The sequence below is a fragment of the Photobacterium sanguinicancri genome (assembly GCF_002265265.1).
GTDB lineage: Bacteria > Pseudomonadota > Gammaproteobacteria > Enterobacterales > Vibrionaceae > Photobacterium > Photobacterium sanguinicancri.
Genome location: NZ_NOIF01000044.1, coordinates 1 through 17,850, shown reverse-complemented (window position 1 = coordinate 17,850; position 17,850 = coordinate 1). Strand labels below are relative to the sequence as shown.

The 17,850-nt window shown below is 40.9% G+C and carries 16 protein-coding genes; 7 read left to right on the top strand and 9 right to left on the bottom strand.

Features of this window, described 5'->3' with window-relative positions; all coding sequences use genetic code 11:
* Positions 1–9: 9 nt before the first annotated feature.
* The 4 genes from ASV53_RS09215 to ASV53_RS09200 all read right to left on the bottom strand — a co-directional run bounded on the left by ASV53_RS09215 (position 10) and on the right by ASV53_RS09200 (position 6,532).
* A complete protein-coding gene (locus ASV53_RS09215; RefSeq protein WP_094956880.1) occupies positions 10–2,460 on the bottom strand; it encodes a DmsA/YnfE/YnfF family dimethyl sulfoxide reductase in 2,451 nt (816 codons plus the stop codon).
* A 362-nt stretch (positions 2,461–2,822) separates the two neighbouring features.
* Entirely contained in the window at positions 2,823–4,229 is a 1,407-nt protein-coding gene (locus tag ASV53_RS09210; protein WP_094956879.1) for a YfcC family protein, read from the bottom strand.
* 64 nt (positions 4,230–4,293) lie between these two features.
* Positions 4,294–5,403 (bottom strand): NAD/NADP-dependent octopine/nopaline dehydrogenase family protein, encoded by a 1,110-nt coding sequence (locus tag ASV53_RS09205; protein WP_094956878.1) that lies wholly within the window; start codon positions 5,401–5,403, stop codon positions 4,294–4,296.
* Between the two features lie 193 nt (positions 5,404–5,596).
* Entirely contained in the window at positions 5,597–6,532 is a 936-nt protein-coding gene (locus ASV53_RS09200) for a LysR family transcriptional regulator (protein ID WP_094956877.1), read from the bottom strand.
* A gap of 298 nt (positions 6,533–6,830) precedes the next feature.
* Between ASV53_RS09200 and ASV53_RS09195 the strand changes: the two genes are divergently transcribed.
* Positions 6,831–7,322, top strand: a complete 492-nt coding sequence (locus ASV53_RS09195; RefSeq protein ID WP_094956876.1) for a hypothetical protein — start codon at positions 6,831–6,833, stop codon at positions 7,320–7,322.
* A 76-nt stretch (positions 7,323–7,398) separates the two neighbouring features.
* On the opposite strand, the gene ASV53_RS09190 is transcribed toward ASV53_RS09195, so the two are convergent.
* On the bottom strand, positions 7,399–8,010 hold the full coding sequence (locus ASV53_RS09190; protein ID WP_094956875.1) for a putative ATP-dependent zinc protease: 612 nt from the start codon (positions 8,008–8,010) through the stop codon (positions 7,399–7,401).
* Between the two features lie 88 nt (positions 8,011–8,098).
* A complete protein-coding gene (locus tag ASV53_RS09185) occupies positions 8,099–8,986 on the bottom strand; it encodes a phosphotransferase (RefSeq protein ID WP_094956874.1) in 888 nt (295 codons plus the stop codon).
* 385 nt (positions 8,987–9,371) lie between these two features.
* Between ASV53_RS09185 and ASV53_RS09180 the strand changes: the two genes are divergently transcribed.
* Together ASV53_RS09180 and ASV53_RS09175 are read left to right on the top strand one after the other, a co-directional pair.
* Positions 9,372–10,316 carry a YeiH family protein gene (locus ASV53_RS09180; protein ID WP_094956873.1) on the top strand — a complete coding sequence of 315 codons (945 nt, stop codon included), beginning with the start codon at positions 9,372–9,374 and terminating at the stop codon, positions 10,314–10,316.
* A 219-nt stretch (positions 10,317–10,535) separates the two neighbouring features.
* On the top strand, positions 10,536–11,294 hold the full coding sequence (locus ASV53_RS09175; RefSeq protein ID WP_094956872.1) for a class I SAM-dependent DNA methyltransferase: 759 nt from the start codon (positions 10,536–10,538) through the stop codon (positions 11,292–11,294).
* A gap of 201 nt (positions 11,295–11,495) precedes the next feature.
* Here ASV53_RS09175 and ASV53_RS09170 read toward each other — a convergent pair whose 3' ends face one another.
* Positions 11,496–11,717 (bottom strand): hypothetical protein, encoded by a 222-nt coding sequence (locus ASV53_RS09170; RefSeq protein ID WP_094956871.1) that lies wholly within the window; start codon positions 11,715–11,717, stop codon positions 11,496–11,498.
* A 377-nt stretch (positions 11,718–12,094) separates the two neighbouring features.
* Here ASV53_RS09170 and ASV53_RS09165 point away from each other — a divergent pair, with 377 nt between their 5' ends.
* Complete coding sequence (locus tag ASV53_RS09165; protein WP_094956870.1) at positions 12,095–12,484, top strand: c-type cytochrome; 390 nt, start codon at positions 12,095–12,097, stop codon at positions 12,482–12,484.
* 48 nt (positions 12,485–12,532) lie between these two features.
* Here the strand turns inward: ASV53_RS09165 and ASV53_RS09160 are convergent, their stop codons facing one another.
* Positions 12,533–12,952 carry a GNAT family N-acetyltransferase gene (locus ASV53_RS09160; RefSeq protein ID WP_141226236.1) on the bottom strand — a complete coding sequence of 140 codons (420 nt, stop codon included), beginning with the start codon at positions 12,950–12,952 and terminating at the stop codon, positions 12,533–12,535.
* 289 nt (positions 12,953–13,241) lie between these two features.
* Between ASV53_RS09160 and ASV53_RS09155 the strand changes: the two genes are divergently transcribed.
* The 3 genes from ASV53_RS09155 (at position 13,242) to ASV53_RS09145 (ending at position 15,647) form a co-directional block, all read left to right on the top strand.
* Positions 13,242–13,904 (top strand): MarC family protein, encoded by a 663-nt coding sequence (locus ASV53_RS09155; RefSeq protein WP_062689226.1) that lies wholly within the window; start codon positions 13,242–13,244, stop codon positions 13,902–13,904.
* A 106-nt stretch (positions 13,905–14,010) separates the two neighbouring features.
* Positions 14,011–14,292, top strand: coding sequence for a hypothetical protein (locus tag ASV53_RS09150; RefSeq protein ID WP_062689224.1), 282 nt, complete (start codon positions 14,011–14,013; stop codon positions 14,290–14,292).
* Positions 14,293–14,486: 194 nt separating this feature from the next.
* Positions 14,487–15,647: a YdgH/BhsA/McbA family protein gene (locus tag ASV53_RS09145; protein WP_094956868.1), complete on the top strand. Its 1,161-nt coding sequence runs from the start codon at positions 14,487–14,489 to the stop codon at positions 15,645–15,647.
* 72 nt (positions 15,648–15,719) lie between these two features.
* On the opposite strand, the gene ASV53_RS09140 is transcribed toward ASV53_RS09145, so the two are convergent.
* Positions 15,720–17,546, bottom strand: coding sequence for an Ig-like domain-containing protein (locus ASV53_RS09140; protein ID WP_094956867.1), 1,827 nt, complete (start codon positions 17,544–17,546; stop codon positions 15,720–15,722).
* Positions 17,547–17,850: the final 304 nt, after the last annotated feature.

Sequence of the window (17,850 nt, the reverse complement as noted above, 5' to 3'; positions counted from 1 at the left end):
ATTCAGTCCTTACGCCTTTTTCACTAGTTGAACTTCAACTAGATTGGTATGTTGAGGGTTACCTTTAGCCAGTGGGCTTGGTTTTTGAGAGGTTAAAACGTTGATTGAACCGTTATGGTCAACCTTTTTACCGTCTGGCGCATACCATGCACCCTCACCTAACGCGACCACACCAGGCATCATACGAGGCGTTACTTTCGCGTTGATACGCACTTCACCACGGTCATTGAAAATACGAATACGGTCGCCATTTTTAATACCACGACGATCAGCATCCATCGGATTAATCCACATTTCTTGCTGTGCTGCTTGCTTCAAAATATCGACATTTCCGTACGTTGAGTGACAACGTGCTTTGTAGTGGAAACCGGTTAATTGCAGCGGGAACTCTGCACGTTTTGGTGAATCCCAACCTTCAGAGGTACTCACGTAAATCGGTAATGGGTGAATCACATCACCTTCAGGCAACTCCCACTCCGCCGCGATTTCTGCCAAAGCTTCCGAGTAAATTTCCACCTTACCCGATGGTGTATTCAGTGGGTTGTTAACTGGATCTGCACGGAAAGCTTGGTAAGCCACATAATGGCCATTGGGATCACTACGTTTCACTATCCCTTGCTGACGCACGGTTTCGAAGTCTGGCAATGTTGGATCCAGCTTTAAGGTTTCTGCATACAAGTGACGTAACCAACCTTCTTGGTCTCGGCCTTCTGTAAAGGCTTCACCCACCCCTAAACGCTCGGCTAAGTCCGCACAGATCTGGTAGATGCCACGCGATTCAAACTGAGGCTCAATCGCTTTATCGGCAAAGATGAAATATGGCATGTTGGCTGCTTTACCATCCATACAAAAGTCAGCTTGCTCAGACGTAGTTAAATCTGGCAGTACAATATCGGCATATTTAGCAGAAGAGGTCATGTGGTTATCAATCACAACGATCATTTCACACGCTTTTTCATCTTGAAGAATGTCGTGGGTGCGATTGATATCTGAATGCTGATTGATCAAGCAGTTGCCAGCGTAGTTCCAAATGAACTTGATTGGCACATCAAGCTTATCTTTACCGCGTACCCCATCGCGTGTCGCCGTCATTTCTGGGCCACGCACAATCGCGTCAGTCCAAAGGAACATAGAAATAGAGGTTTCGATAGGGTTTTTTAGGGTTGGGAAACGGACAAATGGGATATTGTAATCCGATTCACGCGCACCAGAGCCGCCACCATGAATACCTAAGTTACCGGTTAGCAAGGCCAACATGGCAATAGCACGAGAGGCAATTTCACCATTTTGGGTACGCTGTAACCCCCAGCCTTGATAGATAGCACAAGGCTTAGTCGAACCAATCTCGCGGGCGGTTTTGATAATGATGTCAGCAGGAATACCCGTAATAGGCGCGGCCCATTCAGGTGTTTTTTCTACGCCGTCTTCGCCTAAGCCTAGAATGTAAGATTTATAATCACTGTTTGCTGGTGCAGAGGCTGGTAAGGTTTTTTCATCATAGCCAACACAGTATTTATCCAAGAACGGCTGATCGACCAAATCTTCTTTGATCATCACATGTGCCATTGCGGAAATGAATGCGGCATCTGTACCCGGCTTAATTGGGATCCACTGATCTTCACGCCCTGCCGCTGTATCATTGTAGCGCGGGTCAATCATGATCATTCTAGCGTTTGATTTCTCTTTACTTTCAATCAAGTGGTGAATCAAACCACCGCCAGACATACGCGTTTCGGCAGGGTTATTACCAAATTGAACAATCAGCTTGCTGTTTTCAGTGTCAGAGAAAGAGTTACCGTTCGCCCAACCACCGTAGGTATAGCTTAGGCCTTTGGCGATTTGCGCTGTCGAGTAATCCCCATAATGGTTTAGGTAACCACCTGTTAGGTTCATTAAGCGAGCAATAAGCGTTGCACCTGGAGGCCAAGATTTAGTGACTGTGCCACCGAGCGTACCTGTACCGTAGTTCAGGTAGAACGCTTCATTACCGTAGTCTTTTTTGATGCTGTTAATGCTATTGGTAATTTCGTTGTAGGCTTCATCCCACGAGATGCGCTTAAACTTACCTTCACCACGCTTACCTACACGCTTCATTGGGTATTTTAGGCGGTCAGGGTTATAGACACGACGGCGCATAGAACGCCCACGCAAACAGGCACGCACTTGCACATCTTTGTTTGCGTAATTATCGGTACCAGTATTATCAGCATCGACCCACTTGATTTCGCCATCAGCAACATGCATACGCAAAGGACAACGGCTACCACAGTTTACGGTACACGCACTCCAGACGACTTTTTCGTCAGCTGGTGTTTTGTCACTTGCTTGAACACTGCTTGATTTAAATGGCAAAGTAATTGCGCTAGTAACAGCGGCTAAACCACCAATAACAGATGAGGACTTTATAAACCCCCTCCGCGTAAGTGTTGGAATGAGTATTTCTTTTAATTTGTTGGTCATGACACATCGCTCATTAATTATTATTTATAATTGTGTCAATTCTGTCATCTACCCCTTTAGGCTTATTGATAAGCGTCAACAAACAAATCGGAAATGCATAAATTTACAAAGGCACGTGATAAAAATCATGTTTTCATGCTGGCAAAAAATAGCCCTTAATCGCACTAGAATGCTGCATGAAAACCCTTATCAATCTGAATTGAATCGCATTATCACATTGTGTTCCCAATCGTTTCACATAAAAAAACAGCCACCGTTAAGGTAGCTGTTTTCTTTTTATTTCTGTTTGTATTTTTTGGTAAACGCAGATGTATATCTATTCACTCACACTGCATTTATTCATTATCGCTATTAACGTTTGCTTAGCTTAATACAGTACCAATGCTAAGTAGTACCATTACCATCGCAGTCAAAAACGCCAGCAATGGTCCAATGAAACGTAGCCATGACGAATAAGCGACACGTCCAATGGCCAACCCGCCCATCACAACACCCGATGTTGGTGTCACCAAGTTGGGTAAACCGGAAGCCGATTGGAATGCCGTTACTACCAACTCTCGCCCTACTCCAGCAAAATCTGCTAGCGGTGCTAATACTGGCATTGAAAGTACAGCTAGACCTGAAGATGATGGCACGACCAGACACAGTACCGCTTCAACCCAGTAAATAGCGTTAACAAAAGCCACCTGGCTCAAACCGCCTAGCAAACCTTCTGCATAGTTCAAAATGGTATGCGTGATGTTACCGTTGTCCATCACCACAACCAGACCGCGCGCTATGGCAATAATAAGTGCCACGCCTAGTAAATCACGCGCACCATCAACAAAACTATTGGTCAGTTCGGTTTCAGACAATTTACCGACTAAGCCAGCCACAATACTTGCACCAATGAACAATGCAGAAAGCTCTGCCATCCACCAGCCTGCCACAGAAACACCCCACATCATGACAGCAAAGGTCGCGCCAAATATGGCTAACACGGCTTTACGAGTGCCTGTCAGTTCCGGGGCTTCTTGTTCTTTGCTATGTAAGAAATGACGTTCGTTATCTTCTTTCTGATGCGCAACAAGCGATTGTGATGGATCGCGTTTTACTTTATCGGCATAGCGCATAACGTAGAACACACAAGCAAGCCAACCAATCACTAAAATTGCTACACGTAGCCAAACACCTTCCATGAAATTAATTTCAGCCGCGTTTGAGGCAATCACAGTCGCAAAGGGGTTAATGGTTGAACCCAAGCAACCAATACCTGCGCCGACCATGATAATGGCAACACCCACTATGCTATCGTAGCCCGCCGCAATCATGACGGGGATCAGTAAGGCATAGAACGGGATTGTTTCTTCAGCCATGCCATAAACAGTACCGCCAAGTGCAAATAACCCCATTAGGATGGGGATCATCCATTTTTCTTTACCGTTAAGGCGCTTCATTGTACCTGCAATACCCGCATCAATCGCGCCGGTACGCGTCACTACAGCAAGGAAGCCACCAATAACAAGTACGAATAAAGCCACATCTACTGCGCGAGCAGCATAGTTACTTGGATCGTAAAAGCCTTGAATCGGTGCCATCAATACATCAATCACACCTTGAGGATTTGCTTCAACGGTTTGGTATGAACCAACAAGTGGCACCATACGACCGAGTGTTTCATTCTTCTCCATTTGATATTGGCCCGCAGGGATCATCCACGTCAGTACCGCCATCAAAACCGTCAGGATCATTAAAATTGTGTAGGCAGAAGGAAATTTTAGTTTTTTCATTATGATGTCCTTATTATGTGGGACGATTTATACGCCCCACTTTGGGTGGTTATCCACCTTCTTTTTATGCAACGAAATCCATGATTTCTTGAACTGACATGCCCGATAGCCCCATTTTGTTTAAGGTACGCCCTTGCACAAAATAGTTTGTATCGTTGTAGGCATTATCAATATGTAAACAAGAAGTCACCATGGTGGTAGCTACGCCAGCCAACTGACCAAACTCAAAACACGGAACAAGCAAGAAAGCTGCATCTTCTGTTATGTAGCGGTTGCCAGCTGAGTTTGGTGCGCTGTTTAACTTTCCGTGTGTCTCTGATGTACGGTTAACCTCATATACAGTTTCACACTCCATTGCGTATAACGCATTCATTGCCTCAAGTTCAGGGATCAGTGTTAAGCCCAACGCTTTACCCACGGCTTGACGCTCTTGTTCCATAACGGCTGCGGCTTTCGAAGTAGAAATAGAGCAGCAATCTTTGTAGTAATTAAATTGGCCATCAAAGTTTTCAAGTAAGCCCATATTTAGCGTGGTCAACAATGGGTGGCCACCAAAGTTGATATTCTCTAGCCCAGCACTAATCACGTTATCTAATACCGTTAACGGTAAAGGCATCACAGGTTGTAGTCGTGCAATCACCTCTTGTGTTTTACTTGCTGGCAAAGCGGCAACAGGTAAAAATTCTTTCATACCTAAAATCGCAATCTCTGCTGGACCTACAATTCGAGTGGCCCAAGGAATAGAAATTGCGTCTACGAATGTAATATCAAGATCGCCATAGCCTTGTTCTTGTTTGATACGATTAAGTACCAATGAACCATAGTTACCTGGCATCAGCATGATAATTTGGCCATCATGCAAATGCGGTAACATTTCAATAAACAGTGGTTCTTGAGCGAAAGACGGAACAGGTAAAATCAGTAAATCTGAGTAAGCTATTGCTTGATCTAATTCACGGGTAACCTTATCGATTTGTTGAAAACCCGCATAGGTAAGAGGCACATCGTTAAACGAAGAAAGCGCTTCAATACCGCCCCGAGATTCAATATCAGCCAGCGGCTGATCAAACCCTTTAGCACCAAATAAACAGACGTCCGCGCCTTGAAGAGAAAAATGGTATGCCGCGGTTAGTCCTGCATTACCAGAGCCGATAATAGAGACTTTATTAGCCATGATTTGTGTCCTTAATCTGGTTGTTTTTCCTAAAATCAGATTAAGGCGTTTCGTGTGCTTCTCGCCAATGCATCACTTTACTACTGGTATGCAAAAAAGTAATAGCCACTTAACAGAACAGATGTAAGCAACTGATAAATAATAGTTTAAGTGTTATCAATTGCTATCAAGCAAACCAAGCAATAATGTGACTTTACACATTATCGGTAATATCCAGATCGCGCATCGGTCCAATTTTCAAGTAAATATCCATATCATCGGCTTGTAAGAGGAACTGTTCAATGAAATGCTCCGCATGACGATGAACGGGTTTTAAAGCGGGGTACAAAATATCGAACTCAAATGGTAAACCAAACACAAGTGGCCTCATCACCACAGCCGGATGTTCACTTGCCATATGTGCGGTAAATGGATCCGTTATCGCAATGCCAATCCCCTCTCTAACAAGTGCGGCAGCCGTACTTGCGAGTGACACTTCAATATGTTCAATGGTGGATAATTCATAGCGACGTAATAAGGCATCGATGCGCCGCTGTGTAATATCTTTCTCATGGCGAATCACTACTTGCTCCGCAATATCATTAATATCAATACTGCTTCTTTTAGCTAACGGAGAGTCACTTGGTAATAAACACACGCATTCACACTCAACCCGCTGTGCCTTCACTCCCGCTAGCGGCTCATCAATAAAAGCAAAGCCAATATCCGTAGTTTGGCTTTGTACACGCCGCATAACATCTTCTGAACGGTAGGTTTTAAAACCCACTTTTAACTGTTGAGATTGCTTTAAAAAGCTAGCGAGAATACGAGGAAGGAAAGCATTTGATAATAAAGGCATGGCAGCAATATTAAGCGTACCGAAGTGATGAGAACGAATCGAATCTGCGGCATTATCCAGACCTGAGACAGCATCAAAAACTTTTGCTACTTCAAGGTAAAAGGCTTGCCCTTCATCACTCAGCACCAAACGGTTTCGCTGTCGAGTGAAAAGTTTAAATCCCAAGCGATCTTCTAAACCAGCCAACACCCGACTCACAGCGGGCTGACTTAAGTTCAGGCGTTCAGCAGCAGCAGTCACTGTCTGGCATTCAACGATGGCACGAAAAGCATTAAGTTGGGAAAGCTTCATAATATTTTTTTGTTAGGGGCAATATAGAGTGAACGGCAGATTACCAAACCTCCCTAGCTGGCGCTTTTACACAATGCGTAATCTGTGATTACTATTCACTTCGTCGTAATAAAACAGCCCATCTCAGTGATTAATTTCATTCAACACACTAATAAACAGAGCTAATTAGCCGCCATGGTTTGGTCGCATTAAAATACTGCTATTGAAATACAGTCACTGAAATAAATAGCATGAAGCAAGGAGGCTTTGTATCCACGCATTATTGTTAATGCATCGAATCAAATATAGAGAGTTCATAATGAAAAAAGCCTTCCTTGCTCTTACTCTTTCAGCATTGATTAGCGCACCAGCCATCGCTGATATTCACCTATCTCCTGAAGTTAAAATCGGTGCATATAACGGATTCGGGCTACAAGCCGGATTGACAGACACTTTAGGTTTTGACGCTGTCTTTGTTAGCTATAGCCGTACTGAATACAAAAAATTCAGCTACGATGAAAAAATTGACACCTATCGTATCGGTGCTCAGCAAATGTTCGGCGCATCTAAAGTTCATGGTTTACAAATAGAAATTGGTCTAGCAGATTATGATGGGCAGAAAATTCGGTCTGGAAATGAAGAAACTAAAACAAGTACAGGCGTAAGCATCGGGGCTTCATATATATTCCAGGCTACACCCAACCTTGGCTTGCGTGCAGGTGGAGACTTTAATACATTCAGATCTTCCAACACATTTATCCCTCATGATTTCTCTCCAAACCTCAATATCGGCATGACCTTTACCTTTTAATCCTCTTTTTCTAACCCTCGGCTTAGGTTCAAAAAAAAAGAGCTCTAAGGAGCTCCTTTTTTATAACTCACGAAGACTATTTCGATTTTGGTTGAACAAATTTACGGTTAGCATCAATGACAGCGACATCACGGATGAAATTCTCACCGAGAACAACGCCTGCGCCGTTTACTAACATAAATTCAGTACGTTCATTAAGATCACCCAAGCGCGTACGGATTTTTACTATCGGTAAGCGCTCTTTGTTGCTTTTCACCCAACGCTCAACGGGTAGCTCTACTTCTTCTTGACCAGCTTTAATTTTCACCCAGTCTTTACCATCACGCTCAAACTCTTGGATATTGGATACCCCAATTGTAGAGACCTTAACACTAGTATCGACTCTCGCCTTTACATGCGTTTTTGCAGCACCAAGCCAAACAATTTCTTGGCTGCCTAAAATTAACTTGCCATCTTTTGTGGCGGTGACAGGTTTTGGCTTTGGTTTAGCCTCAGGTTTTGGCTTAACTTCTGGCTTAACTTCAGGTTTGATCTCTGGCTTTATTTCAGGCTTAAGCTCAGGATCTGTTGGTTTAACTTCTGCTGGTTTCTCTGTTTCAGGAACAGGCTCTACTGGTTCTTGTATTGCTTGTTGTTGTGCACACCCTGCGAGCAAAATAGCAAAAAGACCTACCGCGACTTTTTTCATTCACTTACACCTATTCTTATTCTGGTCTTAATTCAATACTATGCGTGATGAGCGTTCAACACCAACCAACATGTAAAAGAATGTTGCCTCAAGCACATTCTTGATAATAACGTTCGAATTTATTACTGATCCATGCTTCATCATACCAACCAATATTCCGGCTATGCTTTGCATCATCCCATAAACTCAAAAACCATCGTCTTGCTTGATAACCATCAGCCAGTGATGCTTTCTTCATATAAATGTCTGCTAAATTGAGATCTGGGCGAACATCGTATAAATGAAAAACATCAAATTCACGGTGCTTAAAGCCAACATCACAAGGATCGATTAACGCTGCCACTTTGTAAGTTTTTGGGTCAAATAATACATTTCCAATATGGCAATCATCATGTACCAATGAAGAACCATGATTAATTGGTGCTAATACTTGTTGGCGCGATGCCCATAGCCGTTCAAAACTATCTTTGAGTTGAGTTGAAAACGGAGAAGCAGAACTCATCAAATACCGATAAACAGGGAACATCCAATGCTCAAAAGCTTCACTTAATGTTGGCGCAAAAGAGTCAGCATCTACCTCAAAACCTTTTTCATGGCTGCACTCATGCAGTGCTAAAAGAATATCAGTGTAGTGCTCACCAAAAGTGGCAATGGCTTTGGCCTCAGGTGGTAACTCGTGGGCAGATTGCCCCTCTAACCACTCTAAAACTAAGTAGTCATACCCTTCTTCACGTCCGTAGAAATAAATGGCAGGGACAGGACAATCGACTATTTGGGATAATCGCTCAAGACCTTGAATTTCTTTCGCCAATCTTCCCATTTCTTTAGAGAATTTGATGACAACTTTCTGCTTATCTGCAACGAGGAATACAACACACCCATAAAATGTCAGCTCGGTTTGAACAAATGAAGCCCGCAAACCAAACAACTTTTGAAACGTATCTGATGCAATCCGCTCTAGTTGTTGTTGATTCATAATATTCCTTCCAAGCCAATGCACTCTGTGTCATACCAATGAAACACCGAAATATTCCAAAGTAGAATAACCACTTGAAATACATGAGTTTTTACTGGCCACACAGAAAACAATGCAACAATTTACTACTGATTACTAGTTTTTTGAGTCAAAAATGTGATTTTTTAATAAGGAAGAACACCAACAACTCAACAGTTAGAAATCAAGCGAGTAACAATCAGACAACAAGGTTATTTGGCTATATTATAATTCGTATGCGCCAACGCCAGCCGACCAAATGGCCTGCGTTAAGTTTTTCTTAACCCTAGCATCAATTTATTTAACTCAATGAAACCCAACGGTTCACGTATACTCGGCGCTATTCTCATCCGACATAAATTCACTCATGCAGTTTGCTAAAAAACCTTTTACTTTCCATAAAGCAGATCTTCCCTTTTATTTAATTGCCATTGTTTGCTTTTTCCCTATCGTTAGTTCACCTATTGCGCTTATTTTGGGCTTTACTCTAGCAAGTCTTGGTTTAATTCCAGCAAAACTTAACCTTGCTGGTTTCACTAAAAAGCTTCTGGCCTACTCCATTATAGGTTTAGGTTTTGGTATAAACCTGAATGAAGCAATTGCCGCAAGCAAACAAGGGTTAGGGATTATTGTATCTTCCATCTTTTTTACGTTAATTCTTGGTACTATTCTTACCCGTCTATTCAAACTTGATGTCAAAACAGGCCACCTTATCGCTTCAGGTACCGCTATTTGTGGTGGTAGTGCTATTGCAGCTGTTGCGCCTGCGATTAATGCTAGGGATGATCAAACATCGTTGGCACTTGCAACTGTCTTTGTTTTGAACTCGATTGCGTTATTTATTTTTCCTGCACTTGGCCATTTATTTGAAATGAGCCAACACGCTTTTGGAACTTGGGCTGCAATTGCGATTCACGATACGTCATCCGTTGTGGGTGCCGCTGGCGCATACGGCGATGAAGCACTGAAAACAGCGACAACACTTAAGTTAGCACGCGCTCTTTGGATCATTCCAATTGCCTTTTTAAGTGCGCTAATGTTTAAAGGTGATAGCAAGAAGATTGCCGTTCCTTATTTCATCGTATTTTATTGCCTGGCTATCGCTATTGCCCATTATTTACCGCAGTTTGGTGACCTATATCATTTAGTCTTCTCTGCGTCTAAGCGCCTTCTTGTTGTTTGTTTATTCTTGATTGGTTCTGGCATTACCGTTCAAAAGCTACGCGCATCAGGAGCTAAGCCACTGGTACTTGGGGTTTTGCTTTGGGTAGCAATTGGCGGCTCATCACTGACTTATATATTAATGGGCTAAACCACCCTCCCTCCATAACAAAAAACGAGAGCGCATTGCTCTCGTTTTTTATATCAGCCTCTTTTACTACCACAAGTTAACCTTTGTTCCATGGAACAAATCCACCAAACAACAATCAAAATCGCTCATGGTTTCGATAAAAATTATACGCTTCGCAAAGGATCAAATTTTGCCTAGTATGCGGCTCCCTATCACATACTAAAAGCCAATTCTGCAACTATGTTATCAGTAAACACATCATCCAATGCCTTATACACTGACTTATCTTCTTACTATGATTTGATGTGTGCTGACATCGGCTATGAAGCACAGAGCAACTACGTTCGCAGACTCCATCAGCTATTCGGAAATGAGGGAAATACACATTTAGACCTTGCTTGTGGTACCGGTCCGCATGTGCGCTACTTTATCGATTATGGCTATCAAAGTTGTGGATTAGACATTAACCAGCCTATGTTAGATATGGCACAAACACGTTGCCCTGAAGCTAGCTTCACGTTGGGTGATATGTGTAATTTCACGGTTGATGAACCGCTCGATTTAATTACTTGCTTCTTATATTCCATTCACTATAGCGATGGTATTGAAAAACTAAAAGGTTGTATTGCAAGTGCACATGCAGCATTAAAAGATGGCGGTGTTTTTTGTTTCAATACTGTCGAAAAAAACAAAATTGATAATGCATCGTTTGTACGTCATTCAACAGAATTTGATAATAGTCAGTTTGTTTTTAGTTCTGGTTGGCATTACACCGGTAACGGTGACAAACAGTCTCTTAGATTGAGTATTGAAAAAACCACAGAGCAAATAACGCAATCATGGCAAGATGAACACCCGATGGTCGCGGTTGGTTTTGATGATTTAAAAACTCTACTATTACCGTATTTCGATGTTCATGTTTTTGAACATGACTATGATAAGATCATTCCACTAGAAAATAACTCTGGTAACGCAATTTTTGTTTGTGTAAAACGATAAACATTTATACAGCTGTACCTTATTCAGGTGAGTTACTCCTGTATAAATTGAGGTACAGCTCTATTATTAAGTTAGATTTTTAAAACAATATCTGTGACAGCTTATATATTGATACAACTTAAGTAATATCTGTTAGATAAAAACTAATAATAACTATGTCGCTGAACAATTAATCGCCTACCCTGACAATCAAAATGCACGCTACGGCGTAATATTGAACTTATCTTTATCCTGACTTTTAATGCTGAAGGCAAAACGTGATGAACCAGATTTGTCATTTGTAATGTGATGGTTTTTCGAATTATTGAACACCATATAGATCAGCACTAAAAAAGCACTGAGATCCAGTAATGCACTTATGACACCCGATGTCAGCATAGATACGCCGACTAAAACGACGATGATACCGATCCATTTATACATGTACTCTTCCCTTCTTCTTTGCAAACCTGCCCCTTATTATTGAAAAGAATACGTAAAGTAAAAAATACCGTTTAACTCTAACTAAGTCAGAATTAATCTAACACCTGTAAAATGAACTCAAATAGCGCGATAAACTAAAACCACATAACTCTAGAAAGATAGGTTTTAACGTATCAATATTATGGCATGACTATGTTCTCGCTAGACATAGCGCCCAAGAGCCCTGCTATATTGATCTTGAGCTCGAATCATAATCAACGACGAGCATATCCTATGGAAACGTAACTACACGTATAAGTCTTTTGACATTTTTTCGACATTCCGTACCATATAGTAATTGAAGTATTCTCAATCAAAGCTATTCGAAGGTATCTAGTATGAAAAATATCAGCTTATTATCTATTTCAACAATCGCATTACTTCTACTTGGTATAACCAGTGCTGGTTTCTTCGGATTTAAATATTTAGCTGATAAGCAATATGGTGAATACGATTTAACCAATGGTAAAACGAAGTTTTTAGCTAATTGCGCAGTTTGCCATGGTAATAGAGGACTTGGTGATGGCATTGCATCAGGGACGCTAACAGTGAGTCCTGACAATATCTATGACGAGCTGAAAAACCCTTTTGGCCTGAAGCAAGAATTAATTAGCTCAGTGCTTGACGGAGATAACGGCCAAGGTGGTGTGATGCCGGCATTCCAAACCACCCTGACAGAGAAAGATGTGAACGATATCTTTGGCTATGTAGAAAGCGTCAATCTCTAAGCCTCTTACTTCGCGAAGCGCAGTGATGATGGTAAGCCAACTAAATTACTATTTTTGCTTTTCATATTGAAACAACCTGAATACATCATCGGGTTCAGGTTGAAATTCACCTACTTTTAAGTAACCTTGCTTTTCATAGAAATGGTGGTTGCGATACGACTTATAAGGCGTAACTAACGACCATTTTTTTGTCGCTGAATAGCACTGTTCAATTAAAGCGATCGTCTGAGAGCCCAGCTGTTTGTCTTGAAACTCCCCCGCTATATAAAACAATTTTATTTCAGTTTCGACTCCATTGATTGGGACAGTTAAAATCCCCCCCGCAAGCTCGTCGTTGTAAAAAATTTTATAATAATGTTCTGTTTTGATTTGGTCTAAGTGCCAATCAATGTCATCAACACCAGGTGGAAAACCACCATATTGTTCAAAGTCAGGCGTGAAGGCTTCCATAGAAAGTGCTTTTAGCACCACGGCATCCGACACATTTGCGAGCTCTAGCTTTGCAACCACTGTTAACTACTACCATGTCTGTTCATTAATAGCCGTAATTTTGCATATTCTACTTTTCGACGAAATAGTGTTTGTTTAAATATGAGCGATACACATCAAAGATCAGTATTTAAGCTAGTTATTTTCTAACAAATACAGGTCATAGACAGAATGCTCCTTTCCAAATAGTAAGTAATTCTGCAAGAGTGATTATGTGGTGCTAAGGTAGTGACACAACTAGATAATTAACTCATTAAGTGGCTCTATCATGCATGAAATTACAACTATGGCTGTTACTGTCTTCATGGGTTTCTTCGCCATGATGAACCCCATAGCAAATACTGCTGTATTTGTTGGCATGACAGGAAATCAAACGACATTACAACGAAGAAAAACCGCAATTAAAGCCTTGGCAACAGCATTTTTTATTATTGCAGCCTTCAGTTTTTTAGGAAAAGGGATTTTTGAGTTGTTTGGTATAACGTTACCAGCACTACGTCTGTCTGGCGGTATTTTAGTGTTTTTAGTGGGCTACCACATGTTACAGGGTAACCCATCTAAGTTACATGCAGATTCACCATCCGAACCAGACGCTACAAATAAAGACAATGTAAGTGACAGCGAAGAAAAAGATATCGCGATTTCACCACTAGCATTACCTATCCTTGCCGGACCTGGCACTATTGCTACTGCAATGAACTACTCTGCATCAGGCGAAATCTTACATATCATAATTACAATCTGCGCTTTTGCCTTGTTGTGTTTAATCACCTTCGTTTGCTTTTTGTATGGGCCTAAATTAATAGAAAAAATTGGTGAAAGTGGTATTAGCATAACGACACGGTTAATGGGGTTAATTTTAACGGTTATAGGTATGCAAATGCTGATTCAAGGTGTGCACGACGCGTATGTACTGCTATTTCAGCACTAGCTAATTAAAAGCGATAAGATGACTTTAACAGCTACCTCTTTTTCGGAGTAGCTTTATTTCAAAGTCATCTTATAATGCTCACTCCAATTGCTTTCGGACTTTGGTTATGAGCAAAAAACCAGACAGAATGACGGCGATGCAGCAGATTATTGATGCTGTTAAGCAAGATTTCCCACTATACCAAGCTGACACATTCGTTTGTGGCCCTGATAACAGCTGCATGGGCTGCCCCAAAAAACTGATGGAGCTTGTAGACACGGATCTTACTTACTGGGAACACCAAATAAGCCGTGGTGTATCACCAACATTCGATGAACTCTATCAGTTTGGGAAGATGTGTAAAAACATTCGCCGCTCACTGGTACGTAATAACAGAATACCGGCTTAACCAAGCTGCCAATTGTCGAGGCAATCCTCAATTGGCGCTTATGCATACTATTTCTTTTCAAGCGGTAATTTCTGACTAATTAATAATTTTCATCATCTCGTCATTTGTTTACTCGCAAATCTATTAGACATTACCTCGCTTAATTCTTAGACTTAGCCTCCTTTTTGACGCCAAGCTCAGTAACCATCACTTTCATGAACATAATTCGCATATTCTCCTTTATTGTACTTACCTATTTACTTTCAGGCTGTTCATTACTAGAAGTAAAATTAGACTCCCAATCAATACCGCTCACAACGCAAGAACTTAATATTCGCTTACTAACACGTGAATATAGCGCTGTCTTTTTTAAACATGTTGAAGAAACCGCTGACGATATCACAAGTAAAAATACCGATAACGACGGTATATATACTTTCGCCATACTTTGGAAAATATATGCACATGAAGGGTTACAGCAATCAGCCTATCAAGTATCACCGTTTGCTGGATTAATTGATAGCTGGGCATTCACCCGCCAAATGGAAATGTATTTTACGTCGGGGGATGGACAAACATTATTTGGGTCAGAGCAAATACTTGCAGTTAATACGAGTCATCAGCTTGCTGTCGAAATAGAAAGCCTCGCCGAACGCGTGCTTAAACCGCAACAGTTTAAGCAGTCACGCACTTTTGTGAACGACTTTGTGACTAAACACCCTTTTGATAGTAATTCTTTCGTTCGTACACCCGCATTCAACGCTTGGCTAGAGTACAACAACATTGATGAAAGTGAAGCTATCACCACCATAGGGACTATGCCAGAAGCCTTGGGGGATTTATCAGATCGCTTAAGCAACCTCTCAACCTTAAGTCCAAAGCTATTAACGTGGAAAGCTCAACTACTTGCACGTAACAGTCAGATCGATGGTGAACAGTTAAGCCAAACGTTAGAAAACATCAACCAATCATCACTTAAATTTCAGGACTTTGTCGTTAACAACCCTGAATACATGAAGGTATTAGCGGCTGAGATGGGTAAAGTGCTACAGCCATTGCTGGACGATTTTGATAAAAAAGCAGACAGTAAACTGGGTGTGATTTCACAAGAGCGAATAGCATTAGAAGAAATGGTTGCACGTGAGCGAATTGCAATTGGAGTGATGGTTACTGCAGAGCGAGCAAATATAACGCAAGACCTTGATGTTATTGCGCAAAATGTTGTGCAACGTGCTATAGAGCAGTTAACGATCATGATCTCTGATATTCTTGTCTACTTGATCTTATTTTCTCTGGTGATCTTTTTCGCACCGTTTGGGTTAGGCTTTTTTATGGGAAAACGTTATCAACGCCCTGCAAAAGTCAAACGAGCATGATCGTTAAAAATGCCACCTAAAATAACCCTCTAAAACGGTGAAAGGCGAACCGATTACGGTCCGCCTTTAAACTTACAATTGCTTAGTCAATACGAACACATCAACTTTTTTGGCGTTGCCCTGATAGGCATTTTCAAAAATATAGCCAGAGGCAAACTCACCAGTGTCACCGTAAAACTTCACAAAAAGGTCACCTTGTCGTCTTTTACTTTCATCATATAACTTAGAAATAAAACCAGTGCCATTAAATTCAGCATCAACACATGTATATACATCTCGGCCCGAGACTACACATGTAGGGCTACCCTCATTTAAGTTAAGTGTTACACGACCAAGCCTCACTGTTAATGGTTTTTCATCTTCAGATAAAACTGAATAAAAAAGCTCTCCGCTGTAATTTGAACCTATGCTTGCTTGGTTTCTCGTTGAGCTGGCAGAGAAGAACGTTGTATAAAAGCTGTCATCGTACATATGTTCTTTACTTGTTCGATAAACCTTCACATAACCAGAAAAGCCAACAATATTATTATCTTCGTCTCTTATCATAATGAAATCATGCCCAGCATCTGAAGCTTGAATGTACTGCGCTTCAGATTGTACAAAGACTTCAATATCATCACCTCGGTACACTAAAGTAATGTCTCGATCTTCGACGAGTATGGTACCGCTTTTAACTATTTTGGAACTATGACCGGTTGAACTCCCAAGCGTAACAATTTCAAACTTGGTTAGTGCATTATTAACATTAATATTAAAATCAGCCTTAATATTATCAGATGTTGCTGAGATAATAGCTTGGCCAATTTCAACACCTGAGATCATCCCTACGTTACTAACAAGCGCGACATGCTCATCATCACTAGACCAAAGAATATCATTTGATATATCTTTTTTGGAGCCATTGCTAAAGGTGCCTACCGCCTTAACCTGCAACTTATTTCCCTTAGGTAAGTCATGCGCCCCATCCTGAGTAGAAAAAGCGATTTCTTCTAATGAAGTCTTGCTGCTCGTAATTAATAATGGCTCACTTTTAATGCTTCCATACTGAGCGTTTATTGTTGTTTCACCCTCATTATGAGCTTTAACAACACCATCCTTTGTTATGGTTACGATAGAATCATCTTCAACAGACCAAACAACACCATCTTGTAATGCCAATTCAGATCCATCACTCAAGGTTCCAATAGCCACCATTGATTGTGTAAATCCAACAGGGATTACTTGCATGGTACTTTTGTTTGGCTGGGTAAGAATATTCGTTAAAACAGCATCTGTTACTTTAACTTCTAACTCATTACTTTCTTTACCATTAAGTAAAGCTGTTATTTTCGCCGAACCTAAATTACTCCCTTTAACTACCCCATATTCATTGACATTTACAATGCTTGGATCACTTGTATGCCAAACAACATCTGATATGGCCTCTTTTTGGCTCATATCATTATATGTCGCCATTGCAGTTAGTGGGAAAGATACGCCTTTAGGTAACTCACCAGAAAAATCTGAAGAAAAATCAATGTTAACATTCCAAAGATCTGCCCCGGTAATAGTCAGTTCAATCGTATTACTGTCTATCCCTTTGTACTGAGCTGTTACTTTCGTTATTCCTTCTGTAATACCTTTTGCTACACCAGTATTATTTATTGCTGCAACCGTAGGATCAGAACTAACCCAATGAACATCTTTGGTAACGTCACGTTTTGATTTATTTGAAAAATGGGCGGTAGCACTAAAAGGTAATGAAGATTGTAAAGGTGTTTTTGCTACCGACGTACCAGATATATTTTCGTAACTTATCTCTATCGACACGATATCATTCGTTACTGCAAGAGGTGTCGTAGAGGTTTCACTGTTACAACCAAATATAATTAATGAACATAAAACAAGTAGTTTACGCATAAAAGTCTCCTGTATTTTTACATTTAAAGCCAATTAACAAAACACCCACTCTCTTTAGGGAAAGTAAAAGCTGAAGTCAGCATAAATAGATGTTTTATATGAAAGAAATACAGATTAAACAGCACTTACCGCTAACTTGCAAATGATAATAAATATCAATTAAGTCCTGATTTTATAAAGTTCTTTAATCTCGGAAATACGGATAAAAGCATTATTTTGACATCAAAACGTTACATTCCAAGGCTGAATAGCTCGCTTACTAAGAAACAAACTCGCCAAAAAAAATATACAACTAAATATCAGT